18 protein-coding genes are annotated in these 19,034 nt (G+C 62.8%); 9 read left to right on the forward strand and 9 right to left on the reverse strand.

What is annotated here, in order from left to right:
- Positions 1 to 152 precede the first annotated feature (152 nt).
- Positions 153 to 791, forward strand: coding sequence for a carbonic anhydrase (locus HNO82_RS08230; protein WP_008330998.1), 639 nt, complete (start codon positions 153 to 155; stop codon positions 789 to 791).
- 31 nt (positions 792 to 822) lie between these two features.
- Here HNO82_RS08230 and HNO82_RS08235 read toward each other — a convergent pair whose 3' ends face one another.
- Positions 823 to 1,854: an aldo/keto reductase gene (locus tag HNO82_RS08235; RefSeq protein WP_175343347.1), complete on the reverse strand. Its 1,032-nt coding sequence runs from the start codon at positions 1,852 to 1,854 to the stop codon at positions 823 to 825.
- Positions 1,851 to 2,294 (reverse strand): MerR family transcriptional regulator, encoded by a 444-nt coding sequence (locus HNO82_RS08240; RefSeq protein WP_175343348.1) that lies wholly within the window; start codon positions 2,292 to 2,294, stop codon positions 1,851 to 1,853. The genes HNO82_RS08235 and HNO82_RS08240 overlap by 4 nt, the downstream gene beginning before the upstream one ends.
- A gap of 129 nt (positions 2,295 to 2,423) precedes the next feature.
- Here HNO82_RS08240 and HNO82_RS08245 point away from each other — a divergent pair, with 129 nt between their 5' ends.
- Positions 2,424 to 3,167 (forward strand): hydratase, encoded by a 744-nt coding sequence (locus HNO82_RS08245; RefSeq protein ID WP_175343349.1) that lies wholly within the window; start codon positions 2,424 to 2,426, stop codon positions 3,165 to 3,167.
- 15 nt (positions 3,168 to 3,182) lie between these two features.
- Here the strand turns inward: HNO82_RS08245 and bla are convergent, their stop codons facing one another.
- Positions 3,183 to 4,082: a class A beta-lactamase gene (gene bla / locus HNO82_RS08250; RefSeq protein ID WP_175343350.1), complete on the reverse strand. Its 900-nt coding sequence runs from the start codon at positions 4,080 to 4,082 to the stop codon at positions 3,183 to 3,185.
- A 114-nt stretch (positions 4,083 to 4,196) separates the two neighbouring features.
- Between bla and HNO82_RS08255 the strand changes: the two genes are divergently transcribed.
- The 3 genes from HNO82_RS08255 (at position 4,197) to HNO82_RS08265 (ending at position 6,905) form a co-directional block, all read left to right on the forward strand.
- Positions 4,197 to 5,060 carry a LysR family transcriptional regulator gene (locus tag HNO82_RS08255; RefSeq protein WP_008330993.1) on the forward strand — a complete coding sequence of 288 codons (864 nt, stop codon included), beginning with the start codon at positions 4,197 to 4,199 and terminating at the stop codon, positions 5,058 to 5,060.
- A 207-nt stretch (positions 5,061 to 5,267) separates the two neighbouring features.
- The gene (locus HNO82_RS08260; RefSeq protein WP_008330992.1) at positions 5,268 to 5,417 is read left to right on the forward strand and encodes a hypothetical protein; all 150 of its coding nucleotides are present in this window, start codon (positions 5,268 to 5,270) and stop codon (positions 5,415 to 5,417) included.
- Positions 5,418 to 5,675: 258 nt separating this feature from the next.
- Entirely contained in the window at positions 5,676 to 6,905 is a 1,230-nt protein-coding gene (locus HNO82_RS08265) for a cyclic di-GMP phosphodiesterase (RefSeq protein ID WP_175343351.1), read from the forward strand.
- 53 nt (positions 6,906 to 6,958) lie between these two features.
- Here HNO82_RS08265 and HNO82_RS08270 read toward each other — a convergent pair whose 3' ends face one another.
- Entirely contained in the window at positions 6,959 to 7,948 is a 990-nt protein-coding gene (locus HNO82_RS08270) for a M48 family metallopeptidase (protein WP_175343352.1), read from the reverse strand.
- A 3-nt stretch (positions 7,949 to 7,951) separates the two neighbouring features.
- Entirely contained in the window at positions 7,952 to 9,073 is a 1,122-nt protein-coding gene (locus HNO82_RS08275) for a YjgN family protein (RefSeq protein ID WP_175343353.1), read from the reverse strand.
- A 350-nt stretch (positions 9,074 to 9,423) separates the two neighbouring features.
- Here HNO82_RS08275 and HNO82_RS08280 point away from each other — a divergent pair, with 350 nt between their 5' ends.
- From HNO82_RS08280 to HNO82_RS08295, 4 genes are all read left to right on the forward strand, one after another.
- Complete coding sequence (locus HNO82_RS08280; RefSeq protein WP_008330987.1) at positions 9,424 to 10,191, forward strand: dienelactone hydrolase family protein; 768 nt, start codon at positions 9,424 to 9,426, stop codon at positions 10,189 to 10,191.
- A 200-nt stretch (positions 10,192 to 10,391) separates the two neighbouring features.
- A complete protein-coding gene (locus HNO82_RS08285) occupies positions 10,392 to 11,114 on the forward strand; it encodes a gluconate 2-dehydrogenase subunit 3 family protein (protein ID WP_175343354.1) in 723 nt (240 codons plus the stop codon).
- Positions 11,115 to 11,116: 2 nt separating this feature from the next.
- Entirely contained in the window at positions 11,117 to 12,898 is a 1,782-nt protein-coding gene (locus HNO82_RS08290) for a GMC family oxidoreductase (protein ID WP_175343355.1), read from the forward strand.
- An 11-nt stretch (positions 12,899 to 12,909) separates the two neighbouring features.
- Positions 12,910 to 14,232: a c-type cytochrome gene (locus tag HNO82_RS08295; protein ID WP_175343356.1), complete on the forward strand. Its 1,323-nt coding sequence runs from the start codon at positions 12,910 to 12,912 to the stop codon at positions 14,230 to 14,232.
- A gap of 203 nt (positions 14,233 to 14,435) precedes the next feature.
- Here HNO82_RS08295 and HNO82_RS08300 read toward each other — a convergent pair whose 3' ends face one another.
- From HNO82_RS08300 to HNO82_RS08315, 4 genes are all read right to left on the reverse strand, one after another.
- Positions 14,436 to 15,317: a carbohydrate ABC transporter permease gene (locus HNO82_RS08300; RefSeq protein WP_008330981.1), complete on the reverse strand. Its 882-nt coding sequence runs from the start codon at positions 15,315 to 15,317 to the stop codon at positions 14,436 to 14,438.
- Positions 15,317 to 16,216, reverse strand: a complete 900-nt coding sequence (locus HNO82_RS08305) for a carbohydrate ABC transporter permease (RefSeq protein WP_008330979.1) — start codon at positions 16,214 to 16,216, stop codon at positions 15,317 to 15,319. The genes HNO82_RS08300 and HNO82_RS08305 overlap by 1 nt, the downstream gene beginning before the upstream one ends.
- Before the next feature lie 183 nt (positions 16,217 to 16,399).
- Entirely contained in the window at positions 16,400 to 17,731 is a 1,332-nt protein-coding gene (locus HNO82_RS08310; protein ID WP_175343357.1) for an ABC transporter substrate-binding protein, read from the reverse strand.
- Positions 17,732 to 17,859: 128 nt separating this feature from the next.
- Positions 17,860 to 18,945, reverse strand: coding sequence for an ABC transporter ATP-binding protein (locus tag HNO82_RS08315; RefSeq protein WP_008330975.1), 1,086 nt, complete (start codon positions 18,943 to 18,945; stop codon positions 17,860 to 17,862).
- Positions 18,946 to 19,034: the final 89 nt, after the last annotated feature.

Here is a 19,034-nt window from a genome sequence, read left to right on the forward strand (position 1 = left end):
TTTGGCGATATCTTGATCAAATTTAACAAGACGGCGTTATTCCTGATGACGTTCATCATTGTGCGTCGCGGCCGCTGCAAGCGCCGATGATATGATCCGGCTCACGCGGACGCCGGGCGTCCATCTTCATCGAGAATCAAGGCCATTCCCCCATGCGCGACATCATCAATGGCTTCCTGCGTTTCCAGCAGGATGTCTTTCCTTCCCGTAAAGAGTTGTTCAAGAGCCTGGCGACCGGGCAGACCCCCAAGGCGCTGTTCATCTCCTGCTCCGACAGCCGCATGGTGCCCGAACTGGTGACCCAGCGCGAACCGGGCGACCTGTTCGTCATCCGCAATGCCGGCAACATCGTGCCCTCCTTCGGCCCCGAGCCGGGCGGCGTCAGTGCGACCGTGGAGTATGCTGTGGCACAGCTGAAGGTGTCGGACATCGTCATCTGCGGTCACTCCGATTGTGGCGCCATGACGGCGGTGGCCACCTGTGCCTGCCTGGACCACATGCCGGCGGTACGCAACTGGCTGCACCATACCGATGCCGCGCGGATGATCAATGAATCGCGTCACCACGAGACCGAGAAGGATCGCATCGATGGCATGGTGCGCGAGAACGTGATCGCCCAGCTCAACAACATCCGCACCCATCCTTCGGTGGCGGTGGCGCTGGCACAGGGCCGCCTGGGACTGCATGGCTGGGTCTACGACATCGAGACCGGCTCCATCCTGGCGCACGATACCGCCACCAATACCTTCGTGCCGCTGGCTCTGCATCCGGCGGCCAGCAGCGACCACTGAGACTGGCGGCGGGCGGCGCTCGCCTCAGCCTTCAGAGGTTGAGCATCTGCATGCTGGCTTCGGTGTAACGCTCGCCGGCGGCCGCGCCGCGCGGGAAGACCGCCTCCAGCGCCTGCAGATCTTCGGAAGAAAGCTTCACCGAAAACGCGCCCGCGTTTTCTTCCAGATAGCGGCGACGCTTGGTGCCGGGAATGGGCACGACGTGCGGGTCCTGCGCCATCACCCAGGCCAGTGCCAGCTGGCTCGGTGTGCAGCCGTGCTGCGTTGCCATTTCCTTCACTTGTGCCACCAGCCGCAGGTTGCGGGCGAAATTCTCGCCCTGGAAGCGCGGATTGGTGCGGCGGAAATCATCCTCGGCCAGATCCTCGAAGCGCTGCAACGCACCGGTCAGGAAGCCCCGTCCCAGCGGACTGTAGGCCACGAAGCCGATGCCCAGCGCGCGGCAGGTGGCCAGCACATCCGTTTCAGGATCGCGCGTCCACAAGGAATATTCGCTCTGCAGGGCCGTCACCGGGTGTACCCGGTGGGCGCGCTCCAGAGTGGCCGAGGAGGCTTCGGACAAGCCGATGTAGCGGATCTTGCCGGCCTGCACCAGGTCCGCCAGCGCACCCATGGTGGTCTCGATGGGCGTGTTCGGATCGATGCGATGCTGGTAGTAGAGGTCGATGGTCTCGATGCCCAGGCGCTTGAGGCTGCCCTCCACGGCCTGGCGGATATAGGCCGGGCTGCCATCCACGCCGCGTGCAGATGGATGGGCCGGATCGCGCCGGATGCCGAACTTGGTGGCGATGAAGAACTTGTCGCGGCGGCCTTGGAGGGCGCGGCCGATCAGTTCTTCGTTGGTGTAGGGGCCATACATGTCGGCCGTGTCGAGCAGGTTGATGCCCAGTTCGAGGGCGCGGTCGATGGTGGCCAGGGATTCGGCGTCGTCGCGCTGCGCATAGAAATCGCTCATGCCCATGCAGCCCAGGCCGATGGCCGAGACCAGCGGGCCGTTGCTGCCCAGGCGGCGGGTGCCGACGGGTGATTGCGCTGGCAGGTGCGAGGTGTGGGGTTGCGTCATGGTGTCATCCTTTCGGGTTGGGGAGCGGCGGCCTTGTCGCCAGCAGAGGCGGGCAGTGCAGCGCGTACTTGCTGCTCCAGGTCGTCATACAGGGCCAGCTTGTGCTGCAGGACCGCCAGGTTCTCCTGCAACTCGGCCAGGGTATCTTGTACGCACAGCGTATGCGCCTGCAGCATGGCACGGCGCTGGCTGACGCTTTCCACCGTATTGCCGATGCGGCGTAGCTCGGCATAGCGCAGCATGGCGCGTACCGGCAGGCCGGTGGCCTTGAGCTTTTTCAAGAAGGCGATCCAGTTCAGGTCTTCCTGGGTGTAGCGGCGATGGCGGTTGTCGCGCCGCTCCACCGGGTCGAGCAGGCCGATGCGTTCGTAGTAGCGCAGGGTATGCACCGACAGGCCAGTGGCCTCGGACGCCTGGGCAATGGTGAGAGAAGTTGTCATGGCAGCCAGTCTAGAAGTTGGAGTGCGCTCCAAGTCAAGCGCTCCCGCCATTATCGGCATCCTGGTCGGAGTGCGCTGGCAGCCAGTACAATGCGCGCTGCCTTCCCTTCTGTTCCGGAGATTTTCCGCATGCACATCGCTGCCGCCACCCAACTTCTGCTCGACGCCCGCCACAGTGGCCTGGCCCTGGACTGGCGCCGCCTGGCCGTGGGTGATGCCGAGACCGCCTATGCCGTGCAGGACGCGCAATTGCTGCGCCTGGGTCCGGTGGGCGGCTGGAAGGTCGGCAGCAAGGGTGATGGCAGCCTGCCCGGCTGTGCAGCGCTGCCGGCTTCGGGCATCGTGGCATCCGGAAGCGAACTGCGCGGGCCGCAATGGCGCATGCGCGGGCTGGAAGTGGAGTTGGCCCTGCGGGTCGGGCGCGATTACGATCCCGGCGAGCAAGAGCCGGATGAAGCCGAGCTGCGCACGGTCTTCGATGCCATCCTGCCGGCCATCGAAGTGGTGGAGACGCGCCTGGGACATCCGCCCTGTACCAATCCCTGGGCCGGCATGGCCGACCTGCAAAGCCACGGTGCACTCATCATCGGTGCCGCCCAGCCGCTGCCTGCCACGCTTTCGTTGCGCCAGATCGTGGCCGGCCTGCACATCGACGGCCAGGGAATCATCCGTACCACCGGCGGCAATCCGGCCGAGCTGTGGACCATGCTGGGCTGGCTGGCGCTGCATTGCGCGCGCCGTGGCCAGCCCTGGCGTGGCGGGCAGATCATCACCACCGGCTCCTGCACCGGCCTGCAGCTGGCGCGGGGAGGGCGGCTGGTGGCGGCGGCGCTCGAGGGCATCGGCGCGGTCTCGTTCAGCTTCGCCGCTTGAAGGGCTGGCCGTTTCTCAGCGCATGAGTTGGCCGATCAGGCGACCCACTTCCGCATGCACCGCATCGCGCCGCGCATCGGTGGCGGCGTTTTCGGTCAGGTAGACGGCAAACAGCAGCGGTGCGCCCTTGTCGGTCCACACCACCCCCACATCGTTGGCCGTGCCCAGGCGCCCGGTACCGGTCTTGTCGCCGACCTTCCAGCCCGCCGGCAGGCCGGCGCGCACACGCTGGTCGCCGGTCCGGTTGGCCACCAGCCACTGCGTGAGCTGCTGGCGCGAGGCCGGAGCAAGCGCATCGTCCAGCAGCAGCCGGCGCAGGTCGGCGGTCATCGCGGCCGGGGTCGTGGTATCGCGAGGGTCGCCAGGGACGGCTTCGTTGAGCGTGGGCTCATTGCGATCCAGCCGGGTGAGATCATCGCCCAACGTGCGCACGAATCGCGTCAGGCCGGCCGGACCGTCCATGCTGGCCAGCATGAGGTTGGCGGCGGTATTGTCCGAGAGGGTCATGGCCGCTTCGCACAACTGCGCCATCGACAGGCCGGCGCCGCCGGTGTGCTTGCCCGTCGTGGGCGAGTAGGGGACCAGGTCTTTCTGGTGATAAACGATGCGCCGGCTCAACTGCTCCTTGCCCTGATCCACGCGGTGCAACACGGCGGCTGCCGCAAGGAACTTGAAGGTACTGCACATGGGGAAGCGCTCATCGGCACGATAGCCCCAGTGGCGAGCACCGGCAGTATCCACCAGCGAAACGCCCAGGCGGCCGCCGATGTCGGCTTCCAGCCGCGACAGGGTATCGGTGAGTGTGGATGAGTCCACAGTTTTACTTGCAACTTGTGGTGCGGCCGCCCAGCTGCGGCTGATCAGGCCGGCCGTGGTCAGGGCGGCAACGGACAGGAAGTGACGTCGTCCAGACATGGATTCTCCTCGATGAATGATGGCAACAGGGCTGCATCATAGGCAGTAGTCGTGGCGCTCACAATTCACGATAATTGGGTGCAAGCCCAAGAAAAACTGATGCCAGGAAATCCCATGTACCTGCCCCTCAATGCGCTGCGTGCCTTCGAAGTCTCGGCCCGCCACCTCTCCTTCACCCGCGCCGCCGAGGAATTGAGCGTGACCCAGACCGCCGTGAGCATGCAGGTCAAGAACCTGGAACAGCGTCTGGGCGTGGCGCTGTTTCGTCGTCTGCCGCGCGGATTGGCGTTGACCGATGAGGGGCTGGCGCTGCTGCCGGTGGTGGCGCAGTCCTTCGGGCGCATTGCCGACGTGCTGGCCCAGTTCGAAGATGGCCGCCGCCGCGAGGTCCTCACCGTCGGTGTGGTGGGTACTTTCGCCGTGGGCTGGCTGATGCCGCGCCTGCGTGAATTCCAGCAGCAGCATCCCTTCGTGGATCTGCGCCTGCTCACCAACAACAATCGTGTGGACCTGGCCGGGGAGGGGCTCGATTACGCGATCCGTTTTGGCGATGGTGCGTGGCACGGCACCGAGGCTGAACGTTTGTTCGAAGCGCCGCTGGCCCCGATGTGTGCCCCCGAGATCGCCGCGCGCTTGCGCGCGCCCTCCGACCTGGCGGCCGAGACCTTGCTGCGCTCCTATCGCAGCGATGAGTGGCGCCGCTGGTTTGCGGCAGCCGGTGTGCCTTGCCCGCCCTTGCGCGGCTTCGTATTTGATTCCTCGCTGGCGCTGGCCGAGGCCGCTGCGCAAGAGGCGGGAGTGGCCTTGCTGCCGGTACTGATGTTCGAGCGCGAACTGCGGCAGGGGCGCCTGCTCTGTCCCTTCGGGCAGCGCATCGTATTGGGTGCCTACTGGCTCACGCGCCTGAAGTCACGGCCGCAAACCGCTGCCATGGCGGCTTTCCGGGGATGGTTGCAGACACATGCGGAGGGCATGTAGGTGATGCTGAAGTGATGACTACGCGCAACAACCACAGCGATGTCAGAGAAATCCTGATGGACGTCCGGCCGTCCTGCACATAGAATAAATAATATAAACAATTTATACGGTTCGTGCCGGCCGTATGAATCAGGACCATGGACAGACCGGCACTGGCGGAAAAACCTTCGGGACCTGCCATCAGTCATTAGTGAAAGGGGGTAAGTCATGCGCTACTTCGCACAACTCTATCGCAAGCTGGTTGATTTTCTCAACGACTCCAGCGAGCTCGACACCGGATCGCACCGTGGTGCGCCGCATTGCTGCAGCCTCTATTCGGGTTTGTCGAGCATGTCGCAGGACGAGCAGCGTCACTGAGTTCGCACTCACTGCGCCAGCTTCATCTGCCAACCCGGGCCGCGCCAGCGCCCCGGGTTTTTGTTTTTCTGTCGGGCCATCCCTTGCCTGTTGCCGTGGCAGCCGACACCCTGTGCCGTCGTGGCATCGTTTGAGATTAGGTGTTTTCTTTAATAGGTGTCGTCAGAAAATTGCTGCTAATCAAGCCGCTGAAGATGTAATACAGTCGCGCAACAGCCCGAGGCAGCATCGCGGCAATGCACCTTTTCTCAAATGCAGATGGCACAACTCAAAAAAATCAGCATCAACGACTTGGCCGTGGGGATGTATTTCTCCGGCTTCGATGGCTCATGGATCGAGCATCCCTTCTGGCGCAGCAAGTTCAAGATCGAGCACGCAGCCGACGTAAGCCGGGCGCGCAGTGCCGGCTTCGAATTCTGCTGGATCGATCTGTCACTGGGGCGCGATGTCATTGCTCACCAGCCCATCGCGGACGTGGCCGTTGCGCCGCCTGCGCCGGTCACTGCGGAGGAGGAGTATCGCAATGAACTCAACGAAGCCTTGCGGCTTTACGAGAGTGCCAAGGAATCGACCCGGCAGATGTTCCGGCAGGCCCGTCTGGGCAAGACCCTGGATGTCGAGAAATGCCAGGACCTGGTGGAGGAAATCGCCGCCTCGGTCACGCGCAATTCGAACGCCCTGCTCAGCATCATCCGCCTCAAGCGCGCCGATGAATACACTTACCTGCACTCCATCGCCGTCTGTACCATGATGGTGGCTCTGGCGCGCACCCTGGGCATGGACAGCACGGCCTGCAAGGAAGCCGGACTGTCCGGCTACCTGCATGACGTGGGCAAGGCCTTTATTCCGCTGGAGGTACTGAACAAGCCGGGCAAGCTGACCGACCAGGAATTTCGTATCATCCAGCGCCACCCCACGCTGGGTTATGAATACCTGAGCGGCTTCGCCGACGTACCGGACTATGTTCTCGACGTGTGCCTGCATCATCACGAAAAGGTCGATGGCACCGGTTACCCGGGGCGCCAGCAGGGCAACCAGATCGGCCTGTATTCGCGCATGGCCGCCGTGTGCGACGTGTACGACGCCGTCACCTCCGATCGCACCTACAAGTCCGCCTGGGATCCAGCCGAGTCACTGGCCCGCATGGCGACCTGGCAGGGGCACTTCGATCGTCCCATCTTCCTGACCTTCGTCAAGACGCTGGGCATCTATCCCGTCGGGTCCATCGTCAAGCTGCGTTCTGGCCGTACTGCGCTGGTCATTCGCCAGAACCAGAAGGATCTCACCCGGCCTGTGGTCAAGGCGTTTGCAACCGCCGTGTCGATCGAGGCCCTGGAGAGCGAGATCATCGACCTGTCCGCACCGGACCAGGAGGATGCCATCAGTGAGCGCAGCGGGCAGGACTGGATCCGCAGCAACGGGCTGGTGCTGGACTCACTCAAGGCACTGGTGGAGGGCGGCGAGAGCCCGGGAGAGGCCAGGCCTTAGGGCCTGGTCACGTTGAATCTACTCGTAGATTTCATGGGAACAGGCCTTGGTCCTCAGCGCGAGCCGAGGATATGTGCGATGCGTTCCTCATTGGCCGGGTGGCTGGAGAGATAACGCGCGGCCTGGCCATCCTTGTCCATCTCTCCCAGCTTCTCGAACACCAGCGCCAGCTTCTGACGCGGCAGGCCATTGGCCTTGAACATGGCAATGGCGTAATCATCGGCCTCGCGTTCGATGTCGCGCGAATACTTCAGATCCAGCAACACCGTAGGGATGTTGGCCAGCACCGCCGAGACATCGCCAAACAGAGCGGTGGCCATGGCGGCAATGGCCGAACTCTGGATCAGTCGCCGCATCAGGTGGCGGCGGTGCACATGGCCCAGTTCGTGGGCCAATACCCCCATGAGGGCATCATCATCGTCCAGCAACTGCACGATCTCGTCAGTGACCACGATCTGCCCGGAGGGCAGGGCGAAGGCATTGGGCCCGATGCGGCTCTTGCGAAACACGATCTCGTAATCGGGCGCATCCGGCAGCGGCGTCGTCAAGGCGCGAAAGCGCGCCGTGATGGCCTGCGCACGGTGCGCATCGAGCTGGCTGGGTGACAGCACCCGCTTATCGAGGAAGTCCAGCGTGTCCTGTCCGACCTGGCGATCCACCGACACCGGCAGCATGGCGGTGATGCCCTGGGCCGCCAGCGGCAGCAGATAGAGGTAGCTCAGGACCACCACCGCCACCAGGACCGCGCAGGCCGTCAGTGCGTGGAACCAGCTCTGCTGCAGCCGCACCACCAGTGAATCGCGCTGGCCGATCCCGCGCAGCAAGGCGCTGAAGGCCGCGCCATCGATGATCTCCAGATAGGCACCATCGGGGAAGCTGACCTTGCGCGCCGCGCGGTTCAGGCGCTCGGAAACGTGCAACCCGGCAATCGGGCAATCCCGCTCCACCTCCCCGCGGACCTGCGCCACGCCATCGCTGACGGTGAGCGTGACCAGGTAGCGTCTCGAGGTCTTGCCATCGTAATAGGAAGCCGAGACTGTCATGGCTTACATCGACAGGTCGAAGTCGAGCAGATCGCCCAGGCCCTCGCCGGTCGCCGAGCCGGGCGATTCGCTGGAAGCGATGAAGTCGTCCAGGCTGCCTGCCGGCAGCAAGGTAACCGACTCGATGCGATAGCGCATCATGCGTACCTGCGCGAAGGGCGTGAACAGGCCCAGCGTCACGGCAATGCCCAGCACGTTGGTCAGCAGGATGACGGCCGTGCGGCCCCAGCGCATGCGGCTCTGGAAGCGATGTTCACCCAGGCGGGTATTGTTCCAGACCAGGTTCTGCAGCAGCGTCAGACACAGCGGAATGATCAGGAAGGACCAGACGTAGAGGGCCAGCAGCATGAGCGCGAAGGCCAGGATCGAACCTGCGCCCGACTCGATCGCCCGGAACAAGGCCATGCCGCCAAAGCTGATGACGATGAGCGCCGAGCCGGCGATCCAGCCACCGATGCCGGCCAGGTAGGCCAGGTAGAACGCGCCGACTGAACCATGGAAGGAGAAGTGGGTGGAGCCGAAGCGCGTCTCATTGTGCTGGAAGCGCTTGAAGCGCTGTGCCGCCATCGGCATGAGCAGCCCCACGCTGAAGACGCCGATCATCGGCCACAGCAGGAAGTTCTTGAAGGCACCGCCGAAGCTGCCGCGAAAACCGAAGCGGATGCCGCGATAGCTGGTGTTGTAGAGCTTGAATTGCAGGCTGCGCCAGATCAGCCAGGGGCTGGCCAACATGAGGATCAGCGCGGCGATCAGGCCAAGCAGGATGTTGATGTAGCCGGCGAGCTGGTAAGCCACCAGCAGTACCACGGCCAGGATGCGTCCCTTGAGGATGGCCACGGGATTGCCGTGATAGTCGAAGCTGGCCCCGGCCACCGAGGTGTTGTCGTAGAAGTAGCGCAGTCGGCGCACCTTGGCCCAGGCGGAATAGATGCCCAGCGTCACCACGGACAGCAGCAGATTGACGATCCAGATACGGAAATATTCGGAACCGCGCCCGCTGAAGGAAAACGCCTGTGGTGCACGGTGATCGGCAGAATCGCGCAGGGCGGTGGCAAAGGTGCCCGGCTCATTGGATGCAGACGGAGGAGGGACGGCGGCGTCAGGCAAATCGGAATGGTCGTTCATGGAAACTCTTGTGTTGGTCGTTGTATGGAAGAGGTCTGCCGATGGGGTCGGGCAAGAATCCATTGCTCGCAAGTAAAAGTCAAGTTGGCGGGCATCTCCATGTGACTTGTATGGATTTTGTAGGGGCGCACCTCGCATTTTTTCGAGCCTCATTGGTCTGGCCTTCTGCAGAAATGCACTGTTTGTGCGAACATTGCTGCCCACATGCGGTCAAGGCAAGGGCATGGCGGCGGCGTCAACAGCGCGGCCTCGCAGCAATGATTGTCCGCATTCGCGCCAAACAAAAGTTTCCTGAGCGTCGCCTGGTCTCCACGCCCGGCGACGTTTGCCAACCAAAGGAGCCTCCATCCATGTCCACGTCCTGGAACACCGCCGCCATCGCCGAGAAGCTCGGCATTCCTGTCACCGACCTCGGCATCGAGACCATCGCCCACAGCGCCGATGGCATCGATTACGAAAGCGTGCTCCTCTACAACAAGGCGCAAGCCCCGGTCTCCGGTGTACTGAGCGTTCCCAATTACTTCGGGCTGCGCCAGCAGGCGCTGGAAATCGCCGCCACCACCATCGGTGCGGGCCATGCCATCCTGGTGGCCGATGTGTTCGGCAAGACCCTGCGTCCGGGTAATCCGGACGAAGCTCTGGCGGCCATCATCCCGCTCAAGAAGGATCGCGCCGAACTGCGCAAGCGCATGCACGGCGCGCTCAAGGTCTTGCGCGAGCAGTCCTTCGTCAAGCTCGATGCGTCCAGGCTGGGCGCCTGCGGTTTCTGTTTCGGTGGCACGGCGGCGCTGGAGCTGGCGCGTGATGGCGCTGAGCTGCGCGGCACGGTCTCGCTGCATGGTGCGCTCGATACCCCGGCCCCGGCCGAGAGCAAGATCAAGGGCGCGGTACTGGTGCTGCACGGCGTGCAGGATCCGTCGGTGCCACGCGATCAGGTCAATGGCTTCATCGACGAGATGAGCGCCCTGAAGATCGACTGGCAACTGGTCAACTATGGTCAGGCAGGCCATTCCTTCACCGATCCGGATGCCAACCATCCCGGCTTCTTCTACCACCGCCAGACCGCCGAGCGCGCCGCTGTCGCCTTGCAGGATTTCTTCGGCGAAGTGCTGGCCTGATGTAAATCAGGTACCGCAGGGCGGCAGCCCTGCCGGTCTGAGTCTCACCCTGTGCGGCTGCGCCCGACGACACCGCACAGGGGCTACACCATAACAAGAAGAGAACGCGTCCATTCGGCACGCAGGGGAGCTTCATCCTTGCATGGCGTGTTGCCAGCGTCCCGCATACCCTCGTCAAATCCCACGTCCAAAGGATACTCATGTCACAAGATAAAGAGCCCAGGCGGCGCTTCCTGCGCCAGGTGTTGGCCATCGTCCCAGCCGCGACCACGCTAGGCGGCGCCACCACCGCAGCAGTCAGCCAACCGGCAATGGCCGACAGCAGCGAGCCGGGCAAGGCCCGCGCCTACACCCCCAGCTACTTCACCGCGCCCGAATGGGCCTTCCTCAACGCCGCCGTCGATCATCTCATCCCCTCGGACCAGTACGGTGCCGGTGCACTGGAGACCGGCGTGCCCGAGTTCATCGACCGCCAGATGGAAACGCCCTATGGCGCCGGCAAGCTGTGGTACATGCAGGGTCCTTTTCACCCGGACAGCGCGCCTGAACTGGGCTACCAGCTCTCGCTGGTACCGCGCGACATCTATCGCCAGGGCATTGCCGCCTGCAATGACTGGTGCAGCAAGAACCACGGCAAGGTCTTCGCCGAACTCGACAAGGCCAAGCAGCTGGAAGTACTCAAGATGATGGAAGGCGGCAAGATCAGCTTCGATACGGTGCCGGCCAAGACCTTCTTCAGCTTCATGCTGGGCAATACCAAGGAAGGTTATTTCGCCGACCCGATGTACGGCGGCAACCAGAAGATGGGCGGCTGGAAGTTGGTCGGCTTCCCCGGTGCGCGTGCCGATTACGCCGACTGGGTGGACCAATACAACGTCAAGTATCCATACGGCCCCGTGTCGATTCTGGGAGAGAAGGGCTGATCATGGCTATCAAAAAAGACAAAGTGGATGTAGTGATGGTGGGCCTGGGCTGGACCGGCTCCATCATGGGCATGGAGCTCACCGAAGCCGGCCTGAACGTGCTGGCGCTGGAGCGCGGCGACATGCGTGATACCAATACCGATACGCCTTATCCGAAGGCGGTCGATGAACTGAAATACTCGGTGCGCGGCGCGTTGTTCCAGGACCTCTCGCGCGAGACCGTGACGATCCGCCATGCGCTCTCCGATGTGGCGGTGCCGTATCGTCAGCATGGCTCCTTCCTCTTGGGTGATGGCGTGGGCGGTGCCGGTTTCCACTGGAACGGCATGATGTACCGCAACCTGCCTGAAGAACTGGAAATGCGCTCCCACTACGAGCAGAAGTACGGCAAGAAATTCATCCCCGAGGACATGACCATCCAGGACCATGGCGTGACCTACAAGGAACTGGAGCCGTTCTACGATTTCTCGGAAAAGGTCATGGCCGTCTCCGGCAAGGCCGGCAATCTGAAGGGGCAGATCGTGCCCGGTGGCAATCCGCTGGAAGCCGAGCGCAGCGATGAATTCCCGACCCCGCCGCTGCAATACCAGTATGCTGCTTCGCTGGTGGAGAAGGCCATGCGCGATGTCGGCTACCACCCCTATCCCGCGCCGGCGGCCAATGCCTCGCAGCCCTTCACCAATCCGTACGGCGTACGCATCGGCCCCTGCAACTACTGCGGCTTCTGCGAGAACTACGGTTGCTACATGTATTCGAAGGCTTCGCCGCAGACCACCATCCTGCCGGTGCTGTTGAAGCGCAAGAACTTCGAAGTGCGTGCCAAGGCGCAGGTCATCAAGGTCAACCTGGATGCCTCCGGCAAGCGCGCCACCGGCGTCACCTACATCGATGCCCAGGGCCGCGAGGTCGAGCAGCCGGCCGATCTGGTGCTGCTGACCGCGTTCCAGACCCACAACGTGCGCCTGCTGCTGCTCTCGGGCATTGGCAAGCCGTATGACCCGGTCACTGGTGAAGGCGTGGTCGGCAAGAACTTCGCCTACCAGTACAACGGGGGCATCAACGTGGTCATGCCCAAGGGGACCCAGTTCAATCCCTTTATCGGCACCGGCGCCGGTGGTGTGGGCATGGACGACCTCAACGGCGACCAGTTCGATCACGGTCCGCTGGGCTTCATCGGCGGCGCCTCGATCCGTCACGTGCGCACCGGGGGTCGGCCCATCAAGCAGGCCGGCACCATGCCCGGCGAGAAGGTCCCCAGCTGGGGTTCGGAATGGAAGGCCAGCGTGCAGGACAGCTATCAGCGCACGCTCACCATCGGCATGTCCGGTTCGGTGATGGCCTATCGCGACTGCTACCTGTCGCTGGACCCGACCTACAAGGATGCCAACGGCCAGCCGCTGCTGCGCCTGACCCTGAACTGGAAGGAAAACGAAGGCAAGATGCTGACCTACATCGCAGGCCAGATGGAGAAGGTCGGCCAGGCCATGAATCCGGAAAAGGTCATCAAGGCCGTGCGCAAGACCGGTTCGTCCTGGGATACCCGGGTCTATCAGTCGACTCACCTGACCGGCGGCGCGATCATGGGAACGACGCCCAAGAACAGCGTGGTCAACAAGTATCTGCAAAGCTGGGACGTGCCCAACGTGTTCGTCTACGGAGCCTGTGCCTTCCCGCAGAACATGGGCTACAACCCGACCGGGCTGGTCACGGCGCTGGCGTATCACTCCGCCAGGGCCATTCGTGAGCAGTATCTGAAAAACCCCGGCCCGCTGGTGCAGGCATAAGGATGACGACCATGATCAAGCATTATTTCATCGCCGCCTGCGCGGCAGTCATGTCGCTGTCCGCGTTGTCCGCAGCGGCGCAAAGCAATCCGGCAGCGCCCTCGGCTGATCAGCAGCTGGTGCAGCGCGGCGAGTACCTGGCCAAGGCCGGGGACTGCGTGGCCTGCCACACCGCCAAGGGCGGCAAGCCTTTTGCGGGCGGCTTGCCCATTGCCACGCCCATCGGCACGGTGTATTCCTCCAACATCACGCCGGACAAGGAACACGGTATCGGCAACTACAGCGAAGAGGATTTCGACCAAGCCCTGCGTCACGGCATCCGCAAGGATGGTGCGTCGCTCTATCCGGCCATGCCGTATCCCTCCTACGCCAAGGTCAAGCCGGCTGACGTGAAGGCACTGTATGCCTATTTCATGAAGGGCGTGCAGGCCGATCCCGCACCCAATCGCGGTGTGGACATCACCTGGCCGTTGTCGATGCGCTGGCCGCTGTCGGTGTGGCGCAAGGTCTTTGCACCGGCCGTAGCGGTCGATGGTCCCGAGGACAATAGTCCCCTGGTCCGCGGCCAATACCTGGTCGAGGGCCTGGGACACTGTGGCGCCTGCCATACCCCGCGTGGCGTGGGCATGCAGGAGAAGGCGCTATCCAATGACAGCAGCCAGTTCCTCTCCGGTGGTGTCGTCGATGGCTACCTGGCCAACAACCTGCGCGGGGATGCCCGTGATGGTCTGGGCAACTGGAGCGAGGCCGATATCGTGGCCTTCCTCAAGACCGGCCGCAACAGCCATTCCGCTGCTTTTGGCGGCATGGCCGACGTGGTCGCCAACAGTACCCAGTACATGACCGAGGAAGATCTCTCGGCCATGGCCAAGTACCTGAAGTCCTTGAAGCCGGTGAAGGACAGTACGGCTGCGCTGGCCTATGACGACAAGACCCACCAGGCCCTGCGCCGCGGCAGCGACCAGAGCCCCGGGGCGATGGCGTTCCTGAACAACTGCGCGGCCTGCCACCGCAGCAGCGGCAAGGGCTATGACGAAACCTTCCCGAGCCTGGCCTTGTCACCCACGGTCAATGCCGAGAACCCGGCTTCGCTGATCCGCATTGTGCTGGAAGGCGCCGAAATGCCCTGGACCCACAAGGCCCCGACGCAATTCGCCATGCCGGCCTTCGGCAGTCGCCTGTCGGATCAGGAAGTGGCCGATGTCGTCACCTTCATCCGCAGCAGCTGGGGCAACCAGGCGTCGTCGGTGAACGCGTCCGATGTGGCCAAGGTGCGCAAGCAGCTGCCGGAGAAGAAGACGGTGGAGGCGAATGCAGCAGTGACCACGCGTTAAGCCTTTGAATATGTCGCCAGGCTTTTTGAATAGCTCTTCGAGAGTTTAGTTGAAGGTCAATTACAAAAAAGGAGCCCAAATCTTCATCGATTTGGGCTCTTTTTATTTCGTAATTGAGTCGGCTGCCTACCGGATATGCAATTCAACAGAATGGTAGCTAATACCGTGGGGCGATAGGCTCAACGGTATTAGCATTTTCCAAGTTACTCCTTCACCGCCCCCGTCATGCCCGATACGTAATACTCCACAAAGAACGAATACACCACCGCCACCGGTAGCGAACCCAGCAGCGCACCGGCCATCAGCGCTCCCCAGTGATAGACATCGCCATCCACCAGCTCGGTGACAATTCCCACCGGTACCGTCTTGACCTCGGAAGAAGAAATGAAGGTCAGCGCATAGATGAATTCATTCCATGACAGCGTGAAGGCAAAGATGCCTGCCGAGATCAGGCCCGGCACCGCCAGGGGCAGGATGATCTTGACCAGGATCTCCCAGCGGGTGGCACCATCGATCAGTGCACACTCTTCCAGCTCATATGGAATCGAGCGGAAGTAACCCATCAGCAGCCAGGTGCAGAACGGGATCAGGAAGGTCGGATAGGTCAGGATCAGCGCCCAGCGCGTGTCGAACAGCCCCAGCTTGAACACGATCGCCGCCAGCGGAATGAACAGGATCGATGGCGGGATCAGGTAGGCCAGGAAAATGCCCAGACCGACCTGCTTGGAACCCTGGAAGCGCAGTCGTTCGATCGCATAGGCGGCAAAGACGCTGGCCGCCAGCGAGGCGAAGGTCGACACCACCGAGACGATCACCGTGTTCAACAGCCAGGCCGGATACTGGGTTTCGAACAGCAGCTTCTTGAAGTGCGCCAGCGTCGGGGCAACCACCCAGAACGGGTTGCCGGTCTGCGAGAGCAATTCGTTATCCGGCTTGAAGGCGGTGATCACCATCCAGTAGAACGGGAACAGCAGCACGAACAGGAAGATCAGCAGCGGAATGTAGATCGTCACCCACTTGCGCGGCGTCGATTGCAGGAAATCCATGCCCTGGGTTTCCTGCTGGTCGTCTTTTTTCTTGGCCATTATTTGTCACCTCCTTGTTGCCAGCCGCGACGTTGCAGGCCGAAATACGAGAACATGATCGCTGCCAGCAGGAAGGGAATCATGTAGGTTGCCAGCGCCGCGCCTTCGCCCAGGGCACCGCCCGGAATGGCGCGCTGGAACGAGAGCGTGGCCATCAGGTGGGTGGCGTTCAACGGACCACCACGGGTGAGCACATAGATCAGCTGGAAGTCGGTGAAGGTGAACAGCACCGAGAAGGTCATCACCACCGCGATGATCGGCGTCAACAGCGGCAGCGTCACGTGGCGGAACTGCTGCCAGGGCGTGGCACCGTCGATGGCTGCGGCCTCATACAGCGAGGGCGAGATCGTCTGCAGGCCCGCCAGCAGCGAAATGGCCACGAAGGGGATGCCGCGCCAGACGTTGGCGAAGACCGTCGACCAGCGCGCATTCCACGGGTCGCCCAGGAAGTCGATGTAGTGATCGATCAGCCCCATCTTGTGCAAGGCCCAGCTGATGACGGAAAACTGCGCGTCATACAGCCACCAGAAGGCCAGTGCCGACAGCGCGGTTGGCACGATCCAGGGCAGCAGCACGATGGCGCGGAAGAAGGTCTTCAGCGGTACGTTCTTGTTGAGCAGGATGGCCAGCCACAGGCCGAGTGCAAATTTCAGGATGCTGGCGCTGACCGTGTAGAACACGGTATTGAACAGCGACAGCTGCGCCAGCGAATCGCCGGCCAGATAGGTGAAGTTGTCCAGGCCGATGAAGCTGCCTTCGCCGCCGATCTTGGTATCGGTGAAGCCCAGCCAGATGCCCAGGCCCAGCGGGTAGGTCAGGAACACCACCAGCAGGATCACGGCCGGGGCCATGAACAGCATGCCCAGGACGTTACGGTTGTTCAGGAATCGGGATAGCATGATGTGCCTCGATGAAAGGGCCGCAGAACGAGTCTGCGGCCAGTACTGTAGTGATGCGCAGCCACGCCTGGCGATGCGCCAGCGATGCCGCATCGGGCCGGCAGGCCCTGACAACCTGCCCCTTTGCCCGCTGTCCCGAGGGAACCCGGTGCGGCTGCGTCGCTGCCCTTCAGGCCGATGGCATCAAGCCTTGTAGTAGCGCTTGGCGCGTTCGGCCGCGCGGTCGATGGCTTGCTGCACGGTCTTGGCGCCCGAGGCCGCCTCGGCCACCATGTCCACCACCACGTAGTCCGCCATGCAGGCCGCCGAGGCCTGACCCAGCGGGCCTTCGTGACCATGGTCCAGCATCAGCGAGGCAGAGTCGCGGTAGACCGTGGCCTTGGGGTCGTCGGTCCAGACCGGGTTCTTCTCGTAGGCCTTCAGCGACTGGCTGACGTAGCCGATGGAAGCCTTCATCCACGGGTTGTACTGGTCCGGCTCGAACATGAACTGCACGAAGGCCTTGGCCGCATTGGGATACTTGGTGTGCTTGAACACCATCAGCTGCGTGATCTGCATCAGCTCGGTGGGCTTGCCTGCCGGGCCGATGGGGAAGTGCGCGTGCTGAGTATCCTTGGCGATTTCCTGCATCTTGGGCTCGGGCGAGTTCTTGGCGGCGTAGTACACCGAGATGCCGTTGGCCGTCACGCTGATCTGGCCATCGAGGTAAGCCTTGTTGTTGGAGGGGTCCTGCCATGACAGGGTGCCGGGTACGAAGGTGGCATACAGCTGCTTGGCGTATTCCAGCGCGGCGCGGGTCTCCGGCGAATTGATGGCGACCTTGCCGCTCTTGTCGACCAGCTTGCCGCCGTGCGACCACAGCAGCCAGTGCGCCCAGTTGTTGGCGTCACCGACGGCCTTGCCCAGGGCGAAGCCGACCGGCGTGTCCTTGGCCTTCAAGGCCTGGCACAGCTTGAGGAAGCCGGCCGTGTCCTTGGGCATGGTGTCGAAGCCGGCGGCCTTGATCTGGCTTTCGCGATAGACCAGGGCATTGCCGATCACGCCCAGCGGCAGGGCGATCCACTTGCCATCCTTGGTGCCGTACTTGCGGCAGACGTCGTACCAGCCGCCATAACGCTTGCCCAGCGAATCAGCCAGATCGGTCATGTCGATGAGCTTGGTCGGATATTGTTGCGGATCGTCGAACCAGCCCAGCACGATGTCCGGACCGCTGCCCACGTTGGCCGCCACGGCCGCCTTCGGGCGCACGTCTTCCCAGCCTTCGCTGTCGGTGCGTACCGGGATGCCGGTCAGCTCGGTAAATTTCTTGACGTTGGCGTTCCACAGGTCTTCATCGCCCTGGACGAAACGTTTCCAGCGCAGGATGCGCAGGGTTGCGCCCTGTTCGATGGGGTACTTGATGCTGTCGGCACCGGCCGCACCGGCGCCTGCGGCAAAGGCATTGGCGCCCATGCCGGATGCGGCTGCGGCGGCAGCACTGGTGACCAGGAATTCGCGTCGTGTCAGCTTGCTCATGTCTCCTACTCCTTCGGTTGAAAGTCGAATTGGACCGCTCTCGAACAACGTTCTTGCGGATGGACTCTTTTTCTTGTGATGCTGCGCTACTGGTGTTGCCTGGGTTACTGCAATGACGGTGCGCCCGATCAGCGCGCCGCCAGCGACTTGCCCGATTCGGTATCGAACAGGTGCGTACGGCTGTGGTCGGGGACCAGGTGAACCACATCGCCGGCGCCGAAATCATGGCGCTCGCGGAAGATCGAAGTGAGGCTGCTCTCGCCGAAGCGCGAGAACACTTCGGTATCGGCACCGGTCGGCTCCACCACGATGACCTTGGTGGCGATACCTGCTCCGGCAGGACCGATGGAGAGGTGCTCGGGACGCACGCCGTAGGTGACCTTCTGGCCGTCATTGCCCTGCAAGGCGCTGCCATAGGGTGCCGGCAGGCGGGTGCCGTCGGCGAATTCGACTTCGGCAGCCGCGCCGTTGCGGCGCAGGGTGGCGGGAATGAAGTTCATCGCCGGCGAGCCGATGAAGCCGGCCACGAACAGGTTGGCCGGATGATCGTACAGATCCAGCGGACGGCCGCGCTGTTCCACCAGGCCATCGCGCATGACCACGATCTGATCGGCCATGGTCATGGCTTCGATCTGGTCGTGGGTGACGTAGATGGAGGTGGTCTTCAAGCGCTGGTGCAGTTCCTTGATCTCGGTGCGCATCTGTACGCGCAGCTTGGCGTCGAGGTTGGAGAGCGGTTCGTCGAAGAGGAACACCTGCGGATCACGCACGATGGCGCGTCCCATCGCCACGCGCTGGCGCTGGCCGCCCGAGAGCTGGCGCGGGTAGCGGTCCAGCAGCTGGTTCAGGCCGAGGATGTCGGCGGCCTTCTTGACGCGTTCTTCCACGAAGGACTTGTCCTTCTTGGCCAGCGTGAGCGAGAAGGCCATGTTGTCGCGCACCGTCATGTGCGGGTAGAGCGCATAGTTCTGGAACACCATGGCGATGTCACGGTCCTTGGGCTGGACGTTGTTGACCACGGTGCCGCCGATGAGGATCTCGCCGCCGGTGATTTCTTCCAGCCCCGCCAGCATGCGCAGCAGAGTGGACTTGCCGCAGCCGGAAGGACCGACCAGGACGGTGAATTCGCCATCGGCGATATCGATGTCGACGCCCCGGATGATCTGGGTGCTGCCGAACTGCTTCTTGACTGCGCGGATCTGTACTGATGCCATCAAATGCTCCTCGTGTCTATCCTCGTATCGACGCTGCGGAACCGGTTCCAGGCGGAGCCGTTCACAGCGCACTTTGTTCAGGCACGTCC

It is taken from the genome of Herbaspirillum sp. C9C3 (genome assembly GCF_013359625.1).
GTDB lineage: Bacteria > Pseudomonadota > Gammaproteobacteria > Burkholderiales > Burkholderiaceae_D > Herbaspirillum.